We start from the raw sequence: 17,270 nt of genomic DNA on the forward strand, positions 1-17,270 counted from the left end.
CGCGCTCCTACGGCCTCGTCGCGCGCTGCGACGACAGCGGCCGGCCCAGCGAAAGCTGGCACAGCCGCGCCGACGGCAGCATGCATGGCGTCACCTCCGTCTGTGAGCATGGCGGCAGCGTCTACGCCGCCTCGCGCGGCTCCGGCACGCTGCTGCGCCTGCCCGGCGCGACATCCGGTGGAGCCCGGCATGGCTGATCCCCACGCGGCCGAGATCGTCCGGTTCCGCAAGGCCACCAAGGCGTTCGCCGGCAACGCGGCGGTGCGCGACGTCGATTTCACGCTGCGGCAAGGCGAGGTCCATGCGCTGCTCGGCGAGAACGGTGCGGGGAAGTCGACGTTGACCAAGGTGCTGGCCGGCCTCTACCCGCTGACGTCGGGCGAGATGCTGATTGACGGCAAACCGGTTGGCTTTTCCTCGCCCGCCGATGCCATGAAGCACGGCATCGCCATGGTGTTCCAGGAAACCAATCTCATCCCGTCGATGAATGTCGCCCAGAACATCTTCCTCGGCGAGGAGAGCTTCTTCAACCGGTTGCGCGGCATCAACATCAAGGCGCAGCAGCATCTGCAGCGGCTGAACTTCCATGTCGAGCCGACCGCGCTGGTGTCGACGCTCGGCGCCGCCAAGAAGCAGATGGTCGAGATCGCCCGCGCGGTTCACCACAAGGCCCGCATCTTCATCTTCGACGAGCCGACGGCGACGCTGACGCCGGAGGAAAAGCAGCACTTCTTCGCCCTGGTCGAGCGGCTGAAAGGCGAGGGCGCTTCCATCATCTTCATTTCACACGCGCTGGAAGAGGCGCTGTCGATCGCCGACCGCATCAGCGTGCTGCGCGACGGCGCGCTGATCGTCACCGACGATGCGCGCGATCTCACCCGCGAGAAAATCGTCCAGGCGATGGTTGGCCGGCAACTGACCGATGCGCTCTATGGCGACGATGCCGCCAAACGCGTCGCGCGCCGCCCGGGCGAAAAGGTGCTGGCGCTCGAGAACGTCTCGATGGGTAAGGCGGTGCGCAGCGCCACGCTGTCGGTCTTTGCCGGCCAGGTGACCGGGCTGTTCGGCCTGGTCGGTGCCGGCCGCACCGAAATGATGAAGATCGCGGCGGGCGTTTTGAAGCGTGACTTCTTCCATGGTGGCCGCATCACGCTGCGCGGCGAGGTGGTGCACTTCCGCGTGCCACGGCAGGCCGTGCGGCGCGGCGTCGCCTATATCACCGAGGACCGCAAGCTCGACGGCCTATTCGACACGATGGACATCGCCCAGAACGTATTCCTCGGCAAGCTGGCCAAAGGCTCCAACCCGGTCTCGGTAATCGGCCTTGGCGAAGCGCGCCGGCAATCGGCCGAATGGATCGAGACGATGAAGGTCCGCACGATCGGCGCCAATGCTCGGGTGGTCGAGCTTTCCGGCGGCAATCAGCAGAAAGTGGTCATCGCCAAATCGCTAATCCAGGCGCCGTCGCTGATCATCTTCGACGAGCCGACGCGCGGCGTCGATGTCGGCGCCATCGCCGAGATCCATCAGATTATCGAGCGGCTTGCCGATGCGGGCGCGGCCGTCGTCGTTATTTCGTCCTATCTGCCTGAAATCCTCAATCTGTCGGACCGCATCCTGGTGGCGCGCCAGGGCCGTATCGTCGAGGAGATGACCATCGACGAGGCCTCCGAAGAAAAGATCATGTATGCCGCCGTCCATTGAATCGCCCGGTGGGGATCGGCAGGCCACGATCGTCGAAGTCGGTCCGCGCGACGGCCTGCAGAACGAAAAGCGGCTGGTCTCGACCGGGCAGAAGCTGCGCCTGATCGGCATGCTGGCCGATTGCGGCTTCGCCCGCATCGAGGCGACGGCTTTCGTCTCGCCGAAATGGGTGCCGCAGATGGCCGATCATGATGAGGTCATGCGGCGCGCTGTGCGGCGTCCGGGGCTTATGCTGTCCGCGCTGGTGCCCAACGAGCAAGGTGCGCGGGCCGCGATCTCGGCCGGCGCGCAGGAACTCGCGGTCTTCACCAGCGCCTCCGAGACGTTTTCGAAACGAAACACCAATTGCACCATCGAGGAAGGGCTGGCTCGTTTTGTGCCAGTGATCGCGCTGGCCGCCGAGCATTCCTTGCCGGTGCGGGGCTATGTCTCCTGTGCCGTCGATTGTCCCTATGAAGGCCCGATCGAACCCGGCGCGGCCGCGAGAGTTGTCGCGCGCCTGCGCGATCTCGGCTGCGCCGAAATCGCCGTTGCCGACACGATCGGCAGGGCGACACCCGAGCGCGTGCATGCCATGGTGCTGGCAACCCTCGAAGAAGCAGAGGCTGCGCGGCTGGCCGGGCATTTCCACGACACCGGCGGCCTGGCGCTCGCCAACGTCGATACCGCCTGGGACCTCGGGCTCAGGGTGTTCGATGCCGCTGCCGGCGGGCTAGGCGGCTGTCCCTACGCGCCCGGTGCGGCCGGCAATCTTCGCAGCGGCGCGCTGGTGGCGCACCTTGCGTCGAAAGGGATTTCCACCGGCATAAATCGCGAATTGCTGGCCGGCATCGAAACCATGCTTGCCGAGGGTAAGTTTTTCGCCGAGCCATAAAACCACGACAACCCCGCAGCAAGTTTGCCTGAAATCAGTGCCGTCCCGATCTTCGGGGCTGGCGTCTCGGAAAATGCGACACGAGCTATATATTGCTGCCTTGGCTGCCCGCTCGGCTTAGAAAAATTTGACGAGGCATCGAATTTTTGGCGCGCGTGCCGCCCTTGTTGTGAACGTCAGTACCAATGCCCCGATCGCCTTCACACCGAATGGAGAGTGTCGGCGATCGTTCCCATCAGGTTCTGCATGTCGATCCGCATTGGCTGATTGATCGCTTTCGGCCCGAAGAGGTCCTTGTACAGTTCTACAATCAGGGACGGACTGGGCTTCCTGGAAGCTTTTCGAACTTTGCGTCGCGCCTCAGCCCCGTCAGGAAGTCGATGCCTCCTCAAATTTTCCCCAATACCGAATCTAAGTGACAATTTGTCCCATAAGCACTCGCACCTCCGTCGAGACCATTCGCGAACTACATTCTCGGTTCAACACGCAACATCTCTTCGCGCGAGTGACCGGCCTCTCAAGCACCGACCTATCGCTGATCCGCTGCAGCACTCTTTGCGGCCATAGCCGATCCGTTGTAGGCGTGCATCTGCGCCAGCTTCGCCATGCGCTGGGCGGCTTCCGCGAGCGCCGAGCAATGCTGCTTGAAGTTTTGCTCTATGATCTGACCGTAGGGTCCCGTAAGTCCCACCGCGTACATCACCTCACCGCTCGTCGGCCTTATCGGAAATGCGATCGAGCCTAAGCCCGGAACATGCTCGGCCAGGTCCATGGCATAGCCCTGCTGCCGAACCTCCGCCAATTCCCTGGTCAACTCCGCGATCTTCGTTTTAGTCCGATCGGTATAGCTGCGCAGCTCGGTCGCCAGGATCCTGTTCACGGTCTCCTGCGGATGAAACGCAAGGATCGCCTTGGCCGAAGCGGTCGCATTTACAGGCATGGCCATACCCGGCATGACATAGGTCCGGACCGGAGTGTCGGGCGCGACGCAGGTGACCGAGCGCACCTCGGTACCGTCGAACTTCGACAGGAACGCCGACTGGCCGGTGCGGTCGGCCAAATCCTGAAGCGGTCGCTGCGCGAGCGTCGTCAGCCAGCCGCTATCCGGAGACATCTGTAGCAGCTGCAGCAAGCGATCGCCGAGGCGGTATGTCCGATTGCGAACGCTCTCGGCGGTGATCATCCCGCTTTCGATCAAGGCATGCAGCAGCCTGTTGATCGTGGTTTTGGGCAGTCCAAGCGTCGTTTCGAGCTCGATCGCCGTCAAGCCATGCTCGAACGGCGCGACCGTTTCCATGATCGAGATGTAGCGCTCGAGGGGACTGTCCTTGGCGCTCGGCTTCTTCGATTTCGTATTCAAGGGCACCTACGCCGATCTGACAATTGCGACTGCAAGAAGGTTATCGTTCAAAACAGACATGAGGGGCAAGGTCGGTCTCTCGTTATCCCGCCGCGCGTCGAGTCCGAGGGGCTCCGTAGAATAGCCGAAGGCCGCACGGCCTCGACTGTCGGGCTCCGCCAGGTAACCCGAACCCGAAATCTCCTCACGAATAATACCGAAATTCGGTATTATTTCCATTTTATGGTCCCCTCGATTGACTCGCAAGCCAAATCCTGATTATCGGGATAAATACCGATTTTCGGAGGAACTTGAAATGGCTGAACTCCCGCGTGTGACCTACTCGAACATCGGGGTGGATTTTTCCCCTGTTCACGCTCACCTCGATGCAATGATCCCGGATTTCGAGAAGAACACACTGGGTCGCGAGTGGTCGACGCCGTTTGCGACTGGCGCTCGGAAAGAGATCCTGAGCCCTATCGACAAGAAGATCTCTCTCGGCAAGTTCCCGGTTTCAACCCCGTCAGACGTCAAGTCCGCGATCCAGGCAGCCCGGGCCGGCGCGAAGACCTGGAACCGTTCGACGCTGGACGATCGCCTTGCATTCGGCGCCCGCTGGCGAGAGGCACTGGCGGAGCGGAAATATGACCTCGGTTTGGCGGCGCTCTACGAGATCGGAAAGTCCCGCATCGAGGCAGTCGGCGAAGCCGAGGAATGCCTCGACATGGTCGAGTACTACGCATCGGAGATGAAGGCGAACAACGGGTTCGTCCGGCCCATGAACGTGTTGGTCGAAAACGAGACTGCTACGAGCGTCATGAAGCCCTATGGCGTCTTCGCGGTCATCGCTCCTTTCAACTTTCCGCTCGCCTTGTCGATCGGCATGGTCACGGGTGCGCTGTTGACAGGCAATGCGGTGGTCTACAAGCCGTCGCCGGGTTGCGCGCTGACCGGACTGCTGATTGCCGAAACGCTTCGCAAAGCGGGCTTGCCCGAAGGTGTTTTCAACATCGTGCTTGGCGATGGAGAGGTGGGGCGCCTTCTTGCCACCGACAACGGCATCGACGGCGTTGCATTCACCGGCTCCCATAAGACCGGCATGAGCATCTTCCGTCATATGGCAACGCTGCCCCACATGAAGCCCGTCATCGCCGAAATGGGTGGCAAGAACCCCGCCTACGTGACGAGCAAGGCCGACCTCGACCGCGCGGCGCAGGGGGTGGCGCGCTCCGCTTTTGGCCTGCAAGGCCAGAAGTGCTCCGCATGCTCGGTCGTGTATGTCGACGAGAAGGTCAAGGCGGAATTCATCGAGAAACTGGTAGCGTTCGCTGGAAAGCTGGTGGTCGGAGATCCTCGTAAGGCCGAGACCTTTATGGGCCCTGTCTATGGCGACGCCACAGTCGGCCGTTTCCAGGCAGCGCTGTCGGAAGTCGAGGGCAAAGGCAAGGTGCATTTTGGGGGCGCCGCCCTGGGCCAGGGATTTGCGAACAACTACGTCCTGCCGACGGTCGTCGAACTTGATGGTCCGGGCCGGCTGACCCGCGACGAACTCTTCATGCCTTTCGTGGTCGTCCGCGGTTTTGATAGTCTCGATGCCGCGATCGAAGAGGGCAACGACATCGCCTACGGGTTGTCGGCCGGCATCTTTACCAACGACCAAAAAGAGTTGCGTCACTTCCTCGACACCGCCGAAGCGGGGGTTCTCTATGCCAACCGTGCGAGCGGCGCAACGACGGGTGCATGGCCAGGCGCGCAGCCATTCTGCGGCTGGAAGGGCACCGGGGTCAGCGGCAAGGGCGGTCTCGGCTCCTGGTTCCTGCCACAGTACCTGCGCGAGCAGAGCCACACGATCATGACCAAGTGATCGAAAGAGGTCGCGCCCTTCGTCGCGGCCATCCAAGGCTGTCTCCTTCATCGGTTTACAAGATTATGCGCCACTATCCAGATTCAATGCCGAAGTCCCGCGAGATGTTCGAACGGGCCCGCAAGGTCATGCCGGGAGGAAACACCCGGACAACGGTCTTCATCGACCCGTTTCCGATCTATGCCCAGCGCGGCGAGGGCTGCCGCGTCTGGGACGTCGATGGAAACGTCTACTACGACTGCATCAACAATTTCACGGCCATGATCCATGGCTACGGCCATCCCGCCGTCACGGCCGCGGTGGTGGACCAGATGCCCCGCGGATCGGCTTTCGGAGCGCCCACCGAGAGCGAACTTGATCTTGCTGAACTGTTGGTGGAGCGCCTTCCGTCAGTCGAGCAGGTTCGCTTCGCCAACTCCGGCACGGAAGGCGTCATGATGGCGATCAAGGCGGCTCGGGCGTTCACCGAGCGGTCGAAGATCGTCAAGATCGAAGGTGCCTACCATGGCTCCTACGACTTCGCGGAAGTCAGCCTGGACAGTTCGCCCGCCAACTGGGGCGACATGCCTGCCTCAACTGCATACGCGAAAGGCACGCCGAAGGGAGTTCTCGATGATGTCATCGCGGTGCCGTTCAACGATACGGAGGCGCTGCGTGCCGTCTTCGACGCGCATGGCGACACGATAGCGGGTGTTCTGATCGACCCGATGCCGAACCGCGCCGGACTTATTCCCGCGCGAAAGGATTATCTCGACGCGATGGTCGAGATCGCTCATGCCGCCGGCTCGCTGGTGATCCTCGACGAGGTGATCTCGCTCCGCCTTGGCTATTCGGGGGCGCAGGGCCTGTGGAGCATCACGCCCGATCTGACGGCTCTCGGCAAGATCATCGGCGGAGGATTCCCGGTCGGCGCCGTCGGCGGCCGCGCCGACGTGATGGCGGTGTTCGATCCAACACGAGGCAAGCCTGCATTGCCGCATGGCGGCACCTTCACCGCGAACCCGGTGACGATGCGAGCCGGTCTGGCGGCGATGCGCGCGTTGACCCCGGCTAGCTTCGCGCATCTGGACGCTATCGGCAGCCTGCTTCGCGAGGGCATCACGGCCTCGCTTGCTCGCCATGGTCTCAACGGGCAGTGCGTCGGTCTCGGCTCGCTCTTCAAAGTTCATTTCACGGCGTTGCCGATCACGGACTACCGGTCAGTCTATCCGGGTGCGTCCGAACGCATGAAGCTCGACCTGTTCCACAAGGGTCTGCTCGACCGCGGCGTGCTTTCGGCGAGTTACGGACTCTTCGCGCTTTCCACCTCCATGACCGAGGAAGACGCACGCGAGATCCTTTCCGCAATCGACGGCGCCCTCGCAGCAATCGCTCCGAAGCAATGACGTAGCGCGTCCAGCGCCGGATCCATCCGGCACGGGACGAGCAGCAACAGATGGAAGTCACATGACAGCTTCTCCTCACGTCGTCGTCATCGGTGCGGGTACCCTCGGTATGTGTTCTGCGCACGCGCTCGCGGAACAGGGCGCTCGCGTCACCGTCATCGACGCACGATCCATTGCGTCAGGATCCAGCGGCCGCTCGGTCGGGGTCGTTGGGACACAGCTCACGGATCCGTTCGAGATACAGCTGCGCATGCAATCGGTGCAGCGCGTCCGCCGGTGGCAAGAGCGCCTCGGTCTCGGCTTCAGCCCTATCGGCTACCTGCGTCTGGCGCGCACCTCCGAGCAGATGGAACTGTTCGCGCGCTCGGTGGAGATCCAGCGCGATGCCGGCTTCAGATCCAGGGTCTACCAGGCGAACGAGCTTCAGCAACTCGTGCCGCACTTGAGTTCAGATGGGCTCGAAGGCGGCATCTTCGGGCCGGACGACGGCTTCCTCGATCCCCACGAAATGTGCACGCTGCTGGCGCAACAGGTGAAGAAGCTCGGCTCCGAGGTTTTCCAGTTCCGCAAGCTGCTTGGTGCCGCGCGGACATCCGGTGGCTATCGGTTGGACACCAGCAAAGGGCCGATCGGCTGCGACTTCGTCGTGAATGCGGCAGGCGCCTGGGCGCCACGCGTTGCCGAGATGCTCGGACAGACGCTACACATCCACCCCGAGCGCCACGAGGCGCTGACAATCCACTTGGACGCGCCGCTCCCGTACACAATGCCGATGGTCATGGATCTGGTGAACGGGCAGGGCACCGGACTCAACTTTCGGCACGAGAAAGCGAGCGAGCTCATCGCCGAGATACACAAGGTAAGTTCGCCGTCGCCCGAAGATCCGGACAACTACAACGAGCAGTGCGAGGAAGGGTCCAAGGTCATGCTGGCCGAGATGCTGATCGAACGCCTGCCTGATCTGCCGGGCGCCCGGCTCGGCCGGGGTTGGGCAGGCCTCTACCCTGTCACCGCCGACCACCGTCCCTATGTCGGACCAGTCGATCAGTCGGAGCCCGGTCTGATCACCGCGGCCGGTGCGGGCGGCTACGGGATTCAGCTTGCGCCGGTGATTGGGCTGATCGTCGCAGACTGGGTGCTCAAGGGCTCACCCGCATCGATCCCAGGCACCGAAAGTCTCGCTCCAACTCCGGAAAGAAACGTTCCGGGCACACATACTGCGGCGGCTTGACCAGTGGGACACCGGCGTTAGCGCAAGGACAAAGAAGCCATGCCCGAGGCAGAAAATATCGTACGCATCAAGAACATCAACGTGATCTATGGCGGCCATCACGCCGTGAAGAACGTCTCGCTCGACATCACGCGCGGCGAGGTCGTGGCGATCGTCGGACCCAGCGGCGCGGGAAAGAGCACGCTGCTGCGTGCGATCAACATGCTCGAACAGCCGTCATCCGGCACCCTTGAAGTGGGTGCCATCCGGTTTTCGGTCGACCGCAATCTGTCCGCCGGAGAGCTGCTGAGTCTCCGACGTTCCACCGGGATGGTTTTCCAGTCCTTCAACCTGTTTCCGCACATGACCGTGCAGCGCAACATTTCGCTGCCGCAGATGCGGGTTCTGGGGCGCACCAAGGAGCAGGCGGACGCGCGCACCGCCCAATTGCTCGAACGCGTACACCTTACGGACAAGGCGCAAGCCTATCCGGCGCGCCTGTCGGGTGGCCAGCAGCAGCGTATCGCGATCGCACGCGCCCTGGCTCTTGACCCCAAGGTGATGCTCTTCGACGAACCCACGAGCGCCCTGGACCCCGAACTCGGGCTTGAGGTGTTGGCCGTGATGCGCGAGCTCGCCCAGGAAGGCATGACAATGATCATCGTCACGCACGAGATCGCCTTTGCCGCAGACGTCGCCGACCGCGTAATCGTCATGGCTAATGGAGAGATCATCGAGCAGGGTCCGCCTGATGCCGTGATCCGCAATCCGTCGTCGCCCCGCACGCGGCAGTTCTTCCGTGCCGTGGTCGATCGCAGATGATCGACCTGCTGGTTTCACTGCTCAGAGGCGTTCCGGCCACGCTGCTGGTGACCTTCGGCGCTTTCGGAGTCGGGGCCATCGCAGCCATGCCGCTGGTGCTGATGCGACGTTCCCGGTTGCTTCTGCTAAGCGCGCCGGCGCGCCTATACATCGACGTTGTCCGAGGAATCCCGCCGATCGTCTGGCTGTTTATTATTTTCTTCGGATTGGGCAGCGGAGTGATCGTTCTCAGTTCATATCAGGCTGCCATCCTGGGCATGGGGTTGGTATCAACGGCCTATCTCGCCGAAATCTATAGGGGTGGCTTCCTGGCCCTCTCGAAGGGCCAGCGGGAGGCGTCCACGGCGCTCGGTATGTCGCGCCTGGATACGCTGCGCTATATCCTGGCGCCGCAGGTCCTGCGCGTCTCGGTTCCACCCATGGCGACCTTCCTTGTTAGCCTGCTCAAAGACACGACCGTGGCCTCCACGATCGGTGTCCGCGACGTGATGATGTACGCATCGCAGCAGGCTCAAGGCGGCGGCGGCGGCTTCGCGCCGTTCATTTTCGCGGCGCTTCTCTACATCGTGCTGTCCATACCCGTTGTCGTGTTGGCACGCGCCGTGGACGGGCGGCTGCGCTCAAGGGGGCAAGCGAAATGAGCGAGATGCTGGCTAACTGGCTGGACTGGTCGCCCCAGCTTTTCCAAGGAGCTATTGTCAGTCTTCAGTTGGCGGGCCTGGCGCTGCTGTTCGGATTGCCTACCGGCCTCGTTCTTGCGCTTGCCTCTTCCTCTGGAAACAGGCTCGTCCGCTATTTCGCGGTGGTATTGGTCGAGATCGGGCGTGGTGCGCCTGCACTCGTCGTCCTGCAGATGGTCTACTATGGATTGCCTGCTTCCGGGATGACCGTAAGTGCCTTCACCTCTGGCGTGATTGCGTTGGCGCTAACGACAGGCGCCTACACCAGCGAGATCCTTCGCGCCGGTCTGAACGCGGTTCCGCATTGTGAGATCGAGGCGGGCTGGGCGCTCGGCATGACCCGCCGGGACATCCTGCGCTTCGTAGTGATCCCCCAAGGAATCCTGTTCGCAATACCCGCACTGATGGGCTTTGCCATTCTCATCTTCCAGGCGACGGCCCTTACATACACGATCGCCATCCCCGAACTTCTGGCGCGCGCCTATCGCGTGGGTGCGGCCACCTACCTCTACCTCGATGTCCTGATCTTGGCGGGCCTGTTCTATCTCGCCATCACCGTCCCGTTCGGGTGGCTGGTCTCGTACACCGAACGTAGGCTGGGCAGCCATCTCGGCTGACCTGCAATCAAAAACCATCAATGTCAGAGGAGAGCACAGTGAAAAATTGGAGTAAGATTATCTCGGCCGCGGCCATTGCTACGGCCTTGGGTGCCAGCGTCGCGTCCGCACAGGATTGCAAGCCGCAGCACGTTTTCGAAACCGTGTCAGCGGGCAAACTCACAGTCGCGCTTACCAACACCGCTCCGTATTCGCTCGAAAAAGACAGCGGCATCGCGGGTATCGACGGCGATCTCGTGAAGCGTTTTGCCAAGGAGAACTGCCTGGAGATCGCTTATGAGATCTTCACATATCCAGGCGCGGTTTCCGCAGTTCAGTCGCGGCGCGCGGACATCGCGCTTGGCGGCTTCTATCGTACCGCCGCCCGCGCCAAGGTCGTCGCTCTGTCTACGCCGGTCTATCTCGACCAACTGTCCGTCACCTCGACCAACGGCATTGATACTGTCGATGGTCTGCTGGGCAAGAAGGTCGGCACCGTTGAAGGATATTTATGGGTCCAGGACATGGAGAAGCTTTACGAAGGCTCCAAGACCTATCCGTCGTCGCTGAACCTCGCGCAGGACCTTCATGCCGGTCGTATTGAGGCGGCGCTCGACGGCTTCGGCTCCGCTGTCATTCAGAACGAAGGACAGAATTATAAGGTAAATGCGCTGAAACAAGATCCGCGCATCGATGCGACCATGAACCCGTCGCAGACCGCCTTCCTGCTGGACAAGAGCAACGAGGATCTTGCGAAGGCCGTTGACACGTCCCTAGAAGCTTACCGCAAGGATGGCGCGATCGCGGAAGCGCTCAAGGCTTACGGGCTGGATCCGTCAGCCGCAGATGTCGGTGACGCCCGCGTCATCGAGTAAGCCGCTGGTATGAATGGCCGCTCCGCCTGTGCCTCCCGTTTTTAGGAAGAAAACCGAGCGAGGCGGGCGGCCTGGACGTTTGCTGCGCGGCTGCGATCCGAGCGTGTGCTAAATGCCTGCCGTCGACTACGTCGCCCCCGATGCCTACATCAATTCGGACGCCGGCAGGATCATGGCCTCGCCGGGCGACCAGATGTCGATTGAGCCGCAGGATCCAGCCTGACGAATGGGACGTGGCAGTGCTGGTCGATTGGCTTCAGCGCGAGACACTGGCGACTGTCAGCTCGCCGACCTCATCCAAGGCGAGGAGCTTCCCTCGCTTTTACGCCCGTTCCTGCTGTGCAGAGCAGTGCCGCTGGCTCGCACCTTGGCTATAGAGCTTCTATCAACGCGCAGTGTGCATGATCGCATCTGTGGGGCGCGGGAGGTTTCGAGGAGAACACGATCTGGCATTTGAAGTTTGCTCCTAGGGCAGCGCCTGCTTTGACGAGCTTCGCCAACGCAAGTCTTGCGGCCTTCCGAGAGAAGATTGTCGCCGGTAGTGACGAAGAGCGCGAAAACTTATTGCGCAAGCTTGACTGCGGCGCTGGCGCACCGGCGGAAGTCTGCTGTTCGGGCTTCGTGCTGGCCGTTGCTCGCGCCAACCGTGGCTAAGTTCGCCGTCCCATCCACTCTTCACGCCGTTCAGCATCGAACGCCTGCCGAGCCTTCGCGGCCCATAGATCTCGTGCATGCTCGCCTTCAGCGCTCTGCAATTTGTCGGCCGCCTATCCCGCTGGTTGCCTTTGCCAACGAGGCCAAGCCTCTTCAGGCCATCCGCGCGAGATCAACCGGTTCGACCTTGACGGGCAGGCCGTGCACCGCAGCGGCATGAGCCAGAATGAGTTTTACAAAACCGATATCGATGCCTAGCGTCATCGGTCCAGCACCTTGGGCAGCCCGGTCACGGCCGAAACGAATGAGCCGCTCGCGATCGAGAGCCGCGATGTTGCACTTGCCGAGATGTCTTTGGAGCAAAGCGAGGGCCGCGGCCTTGGAGCGGCGAGGGGACTTGCCTACATCGCACATGTCGTCGATATGAAGGTCGATGAGTTCGCCGAAGGTTTTCAGGCGCGCTGTTCGAGACTTTGCCGGTGTCTCACCGCGATCGACTTGGCGCTAGGTTTCGGTTGCCCAGCGCCTGGCGTCGTCTCGGCGCAGAAAAGTCTCGCTGACGTAGCGACCTTTGCGACGGACCTGGACACGCCAGGACCCGGACGAGAGCTTTGTGTAGGTGGCCTTTTTTTCGTGTGCGCTCCGTGTGCACTGAGAGCGTGGCGAAAAAGGGTCGTATTCTGGCGTAAAATCGTGTGCACTCGGCAGGTTCGAACGATTTGATGTTAAAGAAAAAATGCTGAAAAATCAAGATCATAAAGTGGCCGTGGCCCCGATGATGGACTGGACGGACCGGCATTGCCGGTTCTTCCACCGCCAGCTGACAAGCCATGCGCTGCTTTACACCGAGATGGTGGCGGCCGACGCGGTCATCCATGGCGCGCGCGAGCGGCTGATCGGCTTCGATGCGGTGGAACATCCGGTCGCGCTGCAGCTCGGCGGCTCGGATCGTGAAAAGCTCGCCGAGGCTGCCCGCATTGGCGAGGCCTTTGGCTATGACGAGATCAACCTCAATGTCGGCTGTCCGTCAGACCGCGTCCAGTCGGGCACGTTCGGTGCCTGCCTGATGAAAGTGCCGGACCTCGTCGCCGGCTGCATCGCGGCGATGAAAGCGGCGGTGAAGATCCCCGTGACCGTTAAATGCCGTATCGGCGTCGACGAGCAGGATCCGGAGCCGGCCCTGGATGCGCTGGCGGATGGGGTTTTCGATGCCGGCGCCGACGCGTTGTGGGTGCATGCACGCAAGGCGTGGCTGGAAGGGCTGAGTCCCAAGGAAAACCGAGACATCCCGCCGCTCGATTACAGCAGAGTCTATCGACTGAAGGCAAAAAAGAATAACAAATTCATAGGTCTAAATGGTGGAATTCAGTCGATTGAAGAGGCGCAGAAGCATCTCGGTCATGTCGATGGCGCGATGCTTGGCCGCGCCGCCTACCACACGCCCGGCATTCTGGCCGGCGTCGATGCCGCTTTCTACGGCGTCCAGTCCGAGCCGTTCGATTTCGCCGCGCTGATCGATGCGATGGCGGACTATGCGGCACGCCATATCGAGCAGGGTGGGCGGCTTGGCCATGTCACCCGCCATATGGTCGGACTGTTCCATGGCCTGCCCGGTGCGCGCCGCTACCGGCAGATCCTGTCCACGGACGCGACAAAACCCGGGGCCGGCCCGGACGTGCTGAAGACGGCTTACGCGGCCGTCGAGTTCGGTGGCGCAGCAGCCGAAGCGGCTTGAGCTTCGGGGATCAATCCCTGAGGATCATGCGGTCGCCGCGCACGTCAAAACCCGACAATGAACCGATGAAGTTCATGCCGAGCAGGCTCTGGCTGAGCATGCCGGGTGCGGCGATCATCACCGACATATCCCTGCGCATGATGCCGCCGATCGCAATCTGATCGGTTTTCACGGCCGCGGCGCGTGCCATGCCGTTGGCGGTCGAAACCGGTATGGTGTAGTTGAGCGCCGCTGGATTGAATCCGGCGGCCTGCGCATCCTGCGACGTCAGCACGGTGCTGGTTGCGCCGGTATCCACCACGGCCCGGACCGGGTTCCCATTGATCAGGATGCGCGCTTCGAAATGGCCGTTGTCCGCCTTGTCGAGCGTCACCGTGGCGTGGCCGTCCTCGACGCCAAGCGCAAGCGGGCTGCCGGGAACAAGGCCCGCGGTCACCCGGCTGGCGACATCCTGCAACTCATAGCGATACTGGTAGCCGGCGATCAGCGCGAGTGCGATCGCCGCCCAGGCGCCGAGATTGCGGGCCATGGCGCCCAGGGGTCGGCCCGAGCGAAGCAGGCCGGCGCCGATAAGGGCGCCAAAGGCACCGAGCCAGATCAGCCGGCTGAAATCGTTGTTCTCGACGCCGAGCGTGCTGCCGGCGGAATCATTGAGCATGAGCAGGACTGCTCCCACCCCGATCGCGGCCATCAAAATCCAGAACAACCGGCTCATCCGCACCTCACGATAGCGCGTCGCGTTCGCGCGCCATACGGGTGCGGCGAGTTTCCCGGCGCGGCCGGCGTTCGACCGTCTCCAGCCGGGCCGGCAATTGCGCCATGACGCTGCGGCGCGTTTCCGTCGTCATCCCGATCCAGGCGCCGATTTCCTCGCGCGTGCGACCGCAACCGAAACAGAAGCCGGTTTTCATGTCGATCGAACAGACCAGGATGCACGGGGATTCGATGGCCGTCATGACTTTCTCTTGGGCTTCCATCCGGAATCCCTTGTTCCACCTCCACATGGTGCAATGGCAAAGCCAATGCAAGCCCTCGCGATTGCGCCCTTCGGGGCCGGCTTTGCGGCAAATGCAGGCCCATCATCCCGGAGGTTGTGCCAACCCCGCAAGGCGGCTATGCCGCTCACCAACTCCAGGGAATGATCGATAACAAGATGACCAGCGCACTGCCTTTCGACGATTTTCGCAACCTGTTGGCCAACCTGCCGGCGGCCGACACGGCAGCCGAGACCCGCGTGCGCACGCTGTTTGCCAAGGCCGATAAACCAGGCAATTCGCTTGGCCGCATCGAGGACATCGCCGCCTGGTTGGCCGGCTGGAGCGGACGGGCTCCGCCCGCGGTGACAAGACCGCTGATGGCGGTCTTTGCCGGCAATCACGGCGTCACGCGCCATGGCATTTCGCCACGGCCGGTCGCGGCGACCGCCAACGCGGTCGAACTTTGCGCCGCGGGAGGTGCCGCGATCAACCAGATCTGCATTGCCTACGATCTCGGGCTGAAGGTTTTCGATCTTGCCCTGCACATCCCGACCGCCGACATCACCGAAGAGGCCGCGCTGGACGAGCGTGGCTGTGCCGCCACCATGGCCTTCGGCATGGAAGCGATCGCCGGCGGCACTGACCTTTTGTGTCTCGGCGATCTCGGCGTCGGCAACTCGACCGTCGCCGCCGCCCTGTTTGCGGCACTGTTCGGGGGCAGGGGCGCCGATTGGGTCGGCCCGGGGTCGGGCGCCGATGCGGCGATGCAGGCACGCAAAGCCGACGTGGTCGATGCGGCGCTGGCTTTTCATGGCGGCCATCTCGGCGACCCGCTCGAGGCGCTGCGCCGGGTCGGTGGCCGTGAATTCGCGGCGATCGCCGGCGCCATCCTTGCCGCGCGGATGCAGAAGATCCCGGTGCTGCTCGACGGATTGGCGGCGACGGCAGCCGCAGCGGTACTGCATGGCGTCAATCCCACAGCGCTCGAGCATTGCCTTCTGGCCAGCCTGTCGCCGGAACCCGCGCATGCACGCGCCGCCCAACGGCTAGGGCTGCGCCCGTTGCTTGATTTGGGTATCAGCCATGGCGAAGGGGCAGGGGCCGCCCTTGCTGCGGGGCTGGTCAAGGCCGCCGCGCTGACCAGTTCGGGCATGGCAGCTGCGGTACGTGGCTAGAGTCTTGCCGGATTACCGTCGTCGAGCCGCCACCGCCGCAGTCGGCAGTGCCGGCAGTTCCTCCATCACCCGGCTGAGCGGGAAGATCGCGATCGCCTCGGTCCCTTCGCGCAGCTTGGAATGAAGTTCGAACTCGCCGCCATGCATGGCGAGCAGCCCTTGCACGATCGGCAGGCCAAGCCCGGTGCCTTGCTCGGCGCTCTTGATGGCAATGGAGCCCTGGCCGAAGGCGGAAAGCACGATCGGGATCTCTTCTTCCGGTATGCCCGGTCCGTTGTCCTTGATTGAAATGTATTGTCCGCCGCCCGCCGTCCAACCAACGCGGACACGGATTTCACCGCCGGTAGCGGTGAATTTTATCGCATTCGACAGAAGGTTGAGCGTGATCTGTCGCACCGCACGCTCATCAGCGAAAAGGCGCGGCAGTTCGTGCTCGAAATCCTGGACGACCCGGATATCCTTGTTGCGCGCCCTCAACTCCATCATGTGACAGCAGTCCTCAACGATACCAAGCAGCATCACCGGTTCTTCGTTGAGCTGGTACCGGCCGGCCTCGATGCGCGACAGGTCGAGGATCTCGTTGATCAGATCGAGCAGATGCTGACCGGATTCGTGCACGTCATGGGCGTAGTCGCGATAGGTGGGATTGCTCATCGGTCCCAGCACCTCGTTCGACATCACCTCGGAAAAACCGAGAATGGCGTTGAGCGGCGTGCGCAATTCGTGGCTCATCGAAGCGAGGAACCGCGATTTTGCCAGATTGGCGTCCTCGGCCCGCCGCCGCGCCTCGTCCGACATCGATTTCGCCGTCTCCAGCTCAGCGATCAGCGCATCCTTTTCGGAGCGGAACGACAACATCATCAGGGACGAGTGGTTGAGATGACGGGCCACATAGGCGAAGAACGGCAGCGAAACGACCAGCAGCGCGGCCATGATCGCCTCGACCGGCATCCATAGCTTGGCGCCGGCATAAGCGTAGAGCGCCACGGGAACGGCAAAGGTCGCCAACAGCGCCCCGCGCAGAGACGAGGTCATCACCGCGGTCGCCGCCATGGCGAACAACAGCACCACGGCCTTGACGATGTGGAACGGATCGACCTCGCAGACGCTGCAGCCAAGCCACACGAACCATGCCCAGCCGAGACCGCACAGGAAATGGCCGATCAGGAATTCCCGTCCTGCTTGCGAAGGGTTGAGCTCCGAAGCTTCGGTGCGCTCGATGCGCCGCGCCATGAAGGCAACGATAGTGTAGCAGGTCAGGGTGAACAGCGCCCAGAGCCCGATCTCGTTGCCGATTCCGGCCAGCCGGCCGGCCGCCGCGATCGCCAGAACAAGAAGCGGGATGGCGATGGCGCCGCTGGTTATCGCGCGGGCATGGAG

15 protein-coding genes and 2 pseudogenes are annotated in these 17,270 nt (G+C 62.5%); 13 read left to right on the forward strand and 4 right to left on the reverse strand.

Features of this window, described 5'->3' with window-relative positions:
• The 3 genes and pseudogenes from EOB59_RS35330 to EOB59_RS21155 all read left to right on the forward strand — a co-directional run.
• Positions 1-197: pseudogene (locus EOB59_RS35330) on the forward strand (hypothetical protein); the annotation flags it as partial.
• Positions 190-1,704 (forward strand): sugar ABC transporter ATP-binding protein, encoded by a 1,515-nt coding sequence (locus EOB59_RS21150; RefSeq protein ID WP_127810435.1) that lies wholly within the window; start codon positions 190-192, stop codon positions 1,702-1,704. The pseudogene EOB59_RS35330 and the gene EOB59_RS21150, both read left to right, overlap by 8 nt.
• The gene (locus EOB59_RS21155; protein WP_127810434.1) at positions 1,688-2,578 is read left to right on the forward strand and encodes a hydroxymethylglutaryl-CoA lyase; all 891 of its coding nucleotides are present in this window, start codon (positions 1,688-1,690) and stop codon (positions 2,576-2,578) included. Before EOB59_RS21150 ends, EOB59_RS21155 begins: the two co-directional genes overlap by 17 nt.
• Positions 2,579-3,107: 529 nt before the next feature.
• Here EOB59_RS21155 and EOB59_RS21160 read toward each other — a convergent pair.
• Positions 3,108-3,944, reverse strand: a complete 837-nt coding sequence (locus EOB59_RS21160; protein WP_256746366.1) for an IclR family transcriptional regulator — start codon at positions 3,942-3,944, stop codon at positions 3,108-3,110.
• 229 nt (positions 3,945-4,173) lie between these two features.
• On the opposite strand from EOB59_RS21160, the gene EOB59_RS21165 reads away from it, so the two are divergent.
• From EOB59_RS21165 to dusA, 9 genes and pseudogenes are all read left to right on the forward strand, one after another.
• Entirely contained in the window at positions 4,174-5,781 is a 1,608-nt protein-coding gene (locus EOB59_RS21165) for an aldehyde dehydrogenase family protein (RefSeq protein ID WP_206622063.1), read from the forward strand.
• Between the two features lie 104 nt (positions 5,782-5,885).
• The gene (locus EOB59_RS21170; RefSeq protein WP_245481729.1) at positions 5,886-7,166 is read left to right on the forward strand and encodes an aspartate aminotransferase family protein; all 1,281 of its coding nucleotides are present in this window, start codon (positions 5,886-5,888) and stop codon (positions 7,164-7,166) included.
• A 61-nt stretch (positions 7,167-7,227) separates the two neighbouring features.
• Entirely contained in the window at positions 7,228-8,397 is a 1,170-nt protein-coding gene (locus tag EOB59_RS21175) for an FAD-binding oxidoreductase (protein ID WP_127810432.1), read from the forward strand.
• Between the two features lie 39 nt (positions 8,398-8,436).
• Positions 8,437-9,198 carry an amino acid ABC transporter ATP-binding protein gene (locus tag EOB59_RS21180; RefSeq protein ID WP_128289153.1) on the forward strand — a complete coding sequence of 254 codons (762 nt, stop codon included), beginning with the start codon at positions 8,437-8,439 and terminating at the stop codon, positions 9,196-9,198.
• Positions 9,195-9,839, forward strand: coding sequence for an amino acid ABC transporter permease (locus EOB59_RS21185; RefSeq protein ID WP_128289154.1), 645 nt, complete (start codon positions 9,195-9,197; stop codon positions 9,837-9,839). Before EOB59_RS21180 ends, EOB59_RS21185 begins: the two co-directional genes overlap by 4 nt.
• Positions 9,836-10,495 (forward strand): amino acid ABC transporter permease, encoded by a 660-nt coding sequence (locus EOB59_RS21190; RefSeq protein WP_127327393.1) that lies wholly within the window; start codon positions 9,836-9,838, stop codon positions 10,493-10,495. Before EOB59_RS21185 ends, EOB59_RS21190 begins: the two co-directional genes overlap by 4 nt.
• Positions 10,496-10,533: 38 nt before the next feature.
• Complete coding sequence (locus EOB59_RS21195; RefSeq protein ID WP_164895707.1) at positions 10,534-11,349, forward strand: transporter substrate-binding domain-containing protein; 816 nt, start codon at positions 10,534-10,536, stop codon at positions 11,347-11,349.
• A 371-nt stretch (positions 11,350-11,720) separates the two neighbouring features.
• Positions 11,721-11,922: pseudogene (locus EOB59_RS36510) on the forward strand (DUF932 domain-containing protein); the annotation flags it as partial.
• 817 nt (positions 11,923-12,739) lie between these two features.
• The gene (dusA, locus tag EOB59_RS21210) at positions 12,740-13,738 is read left to right on the forward strand and encodes a tRNA dihydrouridine(20/20a) synthase DusA (protein ID WP_128289156.1); all 999 of its coding nucleotides are present in this window, start codon (positions 12,740-12,742) and stop codon (positions 13,736-13,738) included.
• Between the two features lie 10 nt (positions 13,739-13,748).
• On the opposite strand, the gene EOB59_RS21215 is transcribed toward dusA, so the two are convergent.
• Together EOB59_RS21215 and EOB59_RS21220 are read right to left on the reverse strand one after the other, a co-directional pair.
• Positions 13,749-14,453: a TIGR02281 family clan AA aspartic protease gene (locus EOB59_RS21215; RefSeq protein WP_127270820.1), complete on the reverse strand. Its 705-nt coding sequence runs from the start codon at positions 14,451-14,453 to the stop codon at positions 13,749-13,751.
• Positions 14,454-14,460: 7 nt separating this feature from the next.
• Positions 14,461-14,694 carry a DUF1289 domain-containing protein gene (locus EOB59_RS21220; RefSeq protein ID WP_027036625.1) on the reverse strand — a complete coding sequence of 78 codons (234 nt, stop codon included), beginning with the start codon at positions 14,692-14,694 and terminating at the stop codon, positions 14,461-14,463.
• 197 nt (positions 14,695-14,891) lie between these two features.
• Here EOB59_RS21220 and EOB59_RS21225 point away from each other — a divergent pair, with 197 nt between their 5' ends.
• Positions 14,892-15,890 (forward strand): nicotinate-nucleotide--dimethylbenzimidazole phosphoribosyltransferase, encoded by a 999-nt coding sequence (locus tag EOB59_RS21225; RefSeq protein ID WP_127397489.1) that lies wholly within the window; start codon positions 14,892-14,894, stop codon positions 15,888-15,890.
• Positions 15,891-15,902: 12 nt separating this feature from the next.
• On the opposite strand, the gene EOB59_RS21230 is transcribed toward EOB59_RS21225, so the two are convergent.
• Positions 15,903-17,270, reverse strand: a 1,368-nt coding sequence (locus EOB59_RS21230; RefSeq protein WP_245486691.1) for a HAMP domain-containing sensor histidine kinase, incomplete at its 5' end; no start/stop codon positions are given.

Source organism: Mesorhizobium sp. M7A.F.Ca.MR.176.00.0.0, from assembly GCF_004023165.1.
Lineage (GTDB): Bacteria > Pseudomonadota > Alphaproteobacteria > Rhizobiales > Rhizobiaceae > Mesorhizobium.

Bases quoted from the DNA above. Each gene is read 5' to 3' on its own strand.
- EOB59_RS21150 (WP_127810435.1), top strand. From the start codon at position 190: ATGGCTGATCCCCACGCGGCCGAGATCGTCCGGTTCCGCAAGGCCACC.
- EOB59_RS21155 (WP_127810434.1), top strand. From the start codon at position 1,688: ATGCCGCCGTCCATTGAATCGCCCGGTGGGGATCGGCAGGCCACGATC.
- EOB59_RS21170 (WP_245481729.1), top strand. From the start codon at position 5,886: ATGTTCGAACGGGCCCGCAAGGTCATGCCGGGAGGAAACACCCGGACA.
- EOB59_RS21175 (WP_127810432.1), top strand. From the start codon at position 7,228: ATGACAGCTTCTCCTCACGTCGTCGTCATCGGTGCGGGTACCCTCGGT.
- EOB59_RS21180 (WP_128289153.1), top strand. From the start codon at position 8,437: ATGCCCGAGGCAGAAAATATCGTACGCATCAAGAACATCAACGTGATC.
- EOB59_RS21185 (WP_128289154.1), top strand. From the start codon at position 9,195: ATGATCGACCTGCTGGTTTCACTGCTCAGAGGCGTTCCGGCCACGCTG.
- EOB59_RS21190 (WP_127327393.1), top strand. From the start codon at position 9,836: ATGAGCGAGATGCTGGCTAACTGGCTGGACTGGTCGCCCCAGCTTTTC.
- dusA (WP_128289156.1), top strand. From the start codon at position 12,740: ATGCTGAAAAATCAAGATCATAAAGTGGCCGTGGCCCCGATGATGGAC.
- EOB59_RS21215 (WP_127270820.1), bottom strand. From the start codon at position 14,453: ATGAGCCGGTTGTTCTGGATTTTGATGGCCGCGATCGGGGTGGGAGCA.
- EOB59_RS21220 (WP_027036625.1), bottom strand. From the start codon at position 14,694: ATGACGGCCATCGAATCCCCGTGCATCCTGGTCTGTTCGATCGACATG.
- EOB59_RS21225 (WP_127397489.1), top strand. From the start codon at position 14,892: ATGACCAGCGCACTGCCTTTCGACGATTTTCGCAACCTGTTGGCCAAC.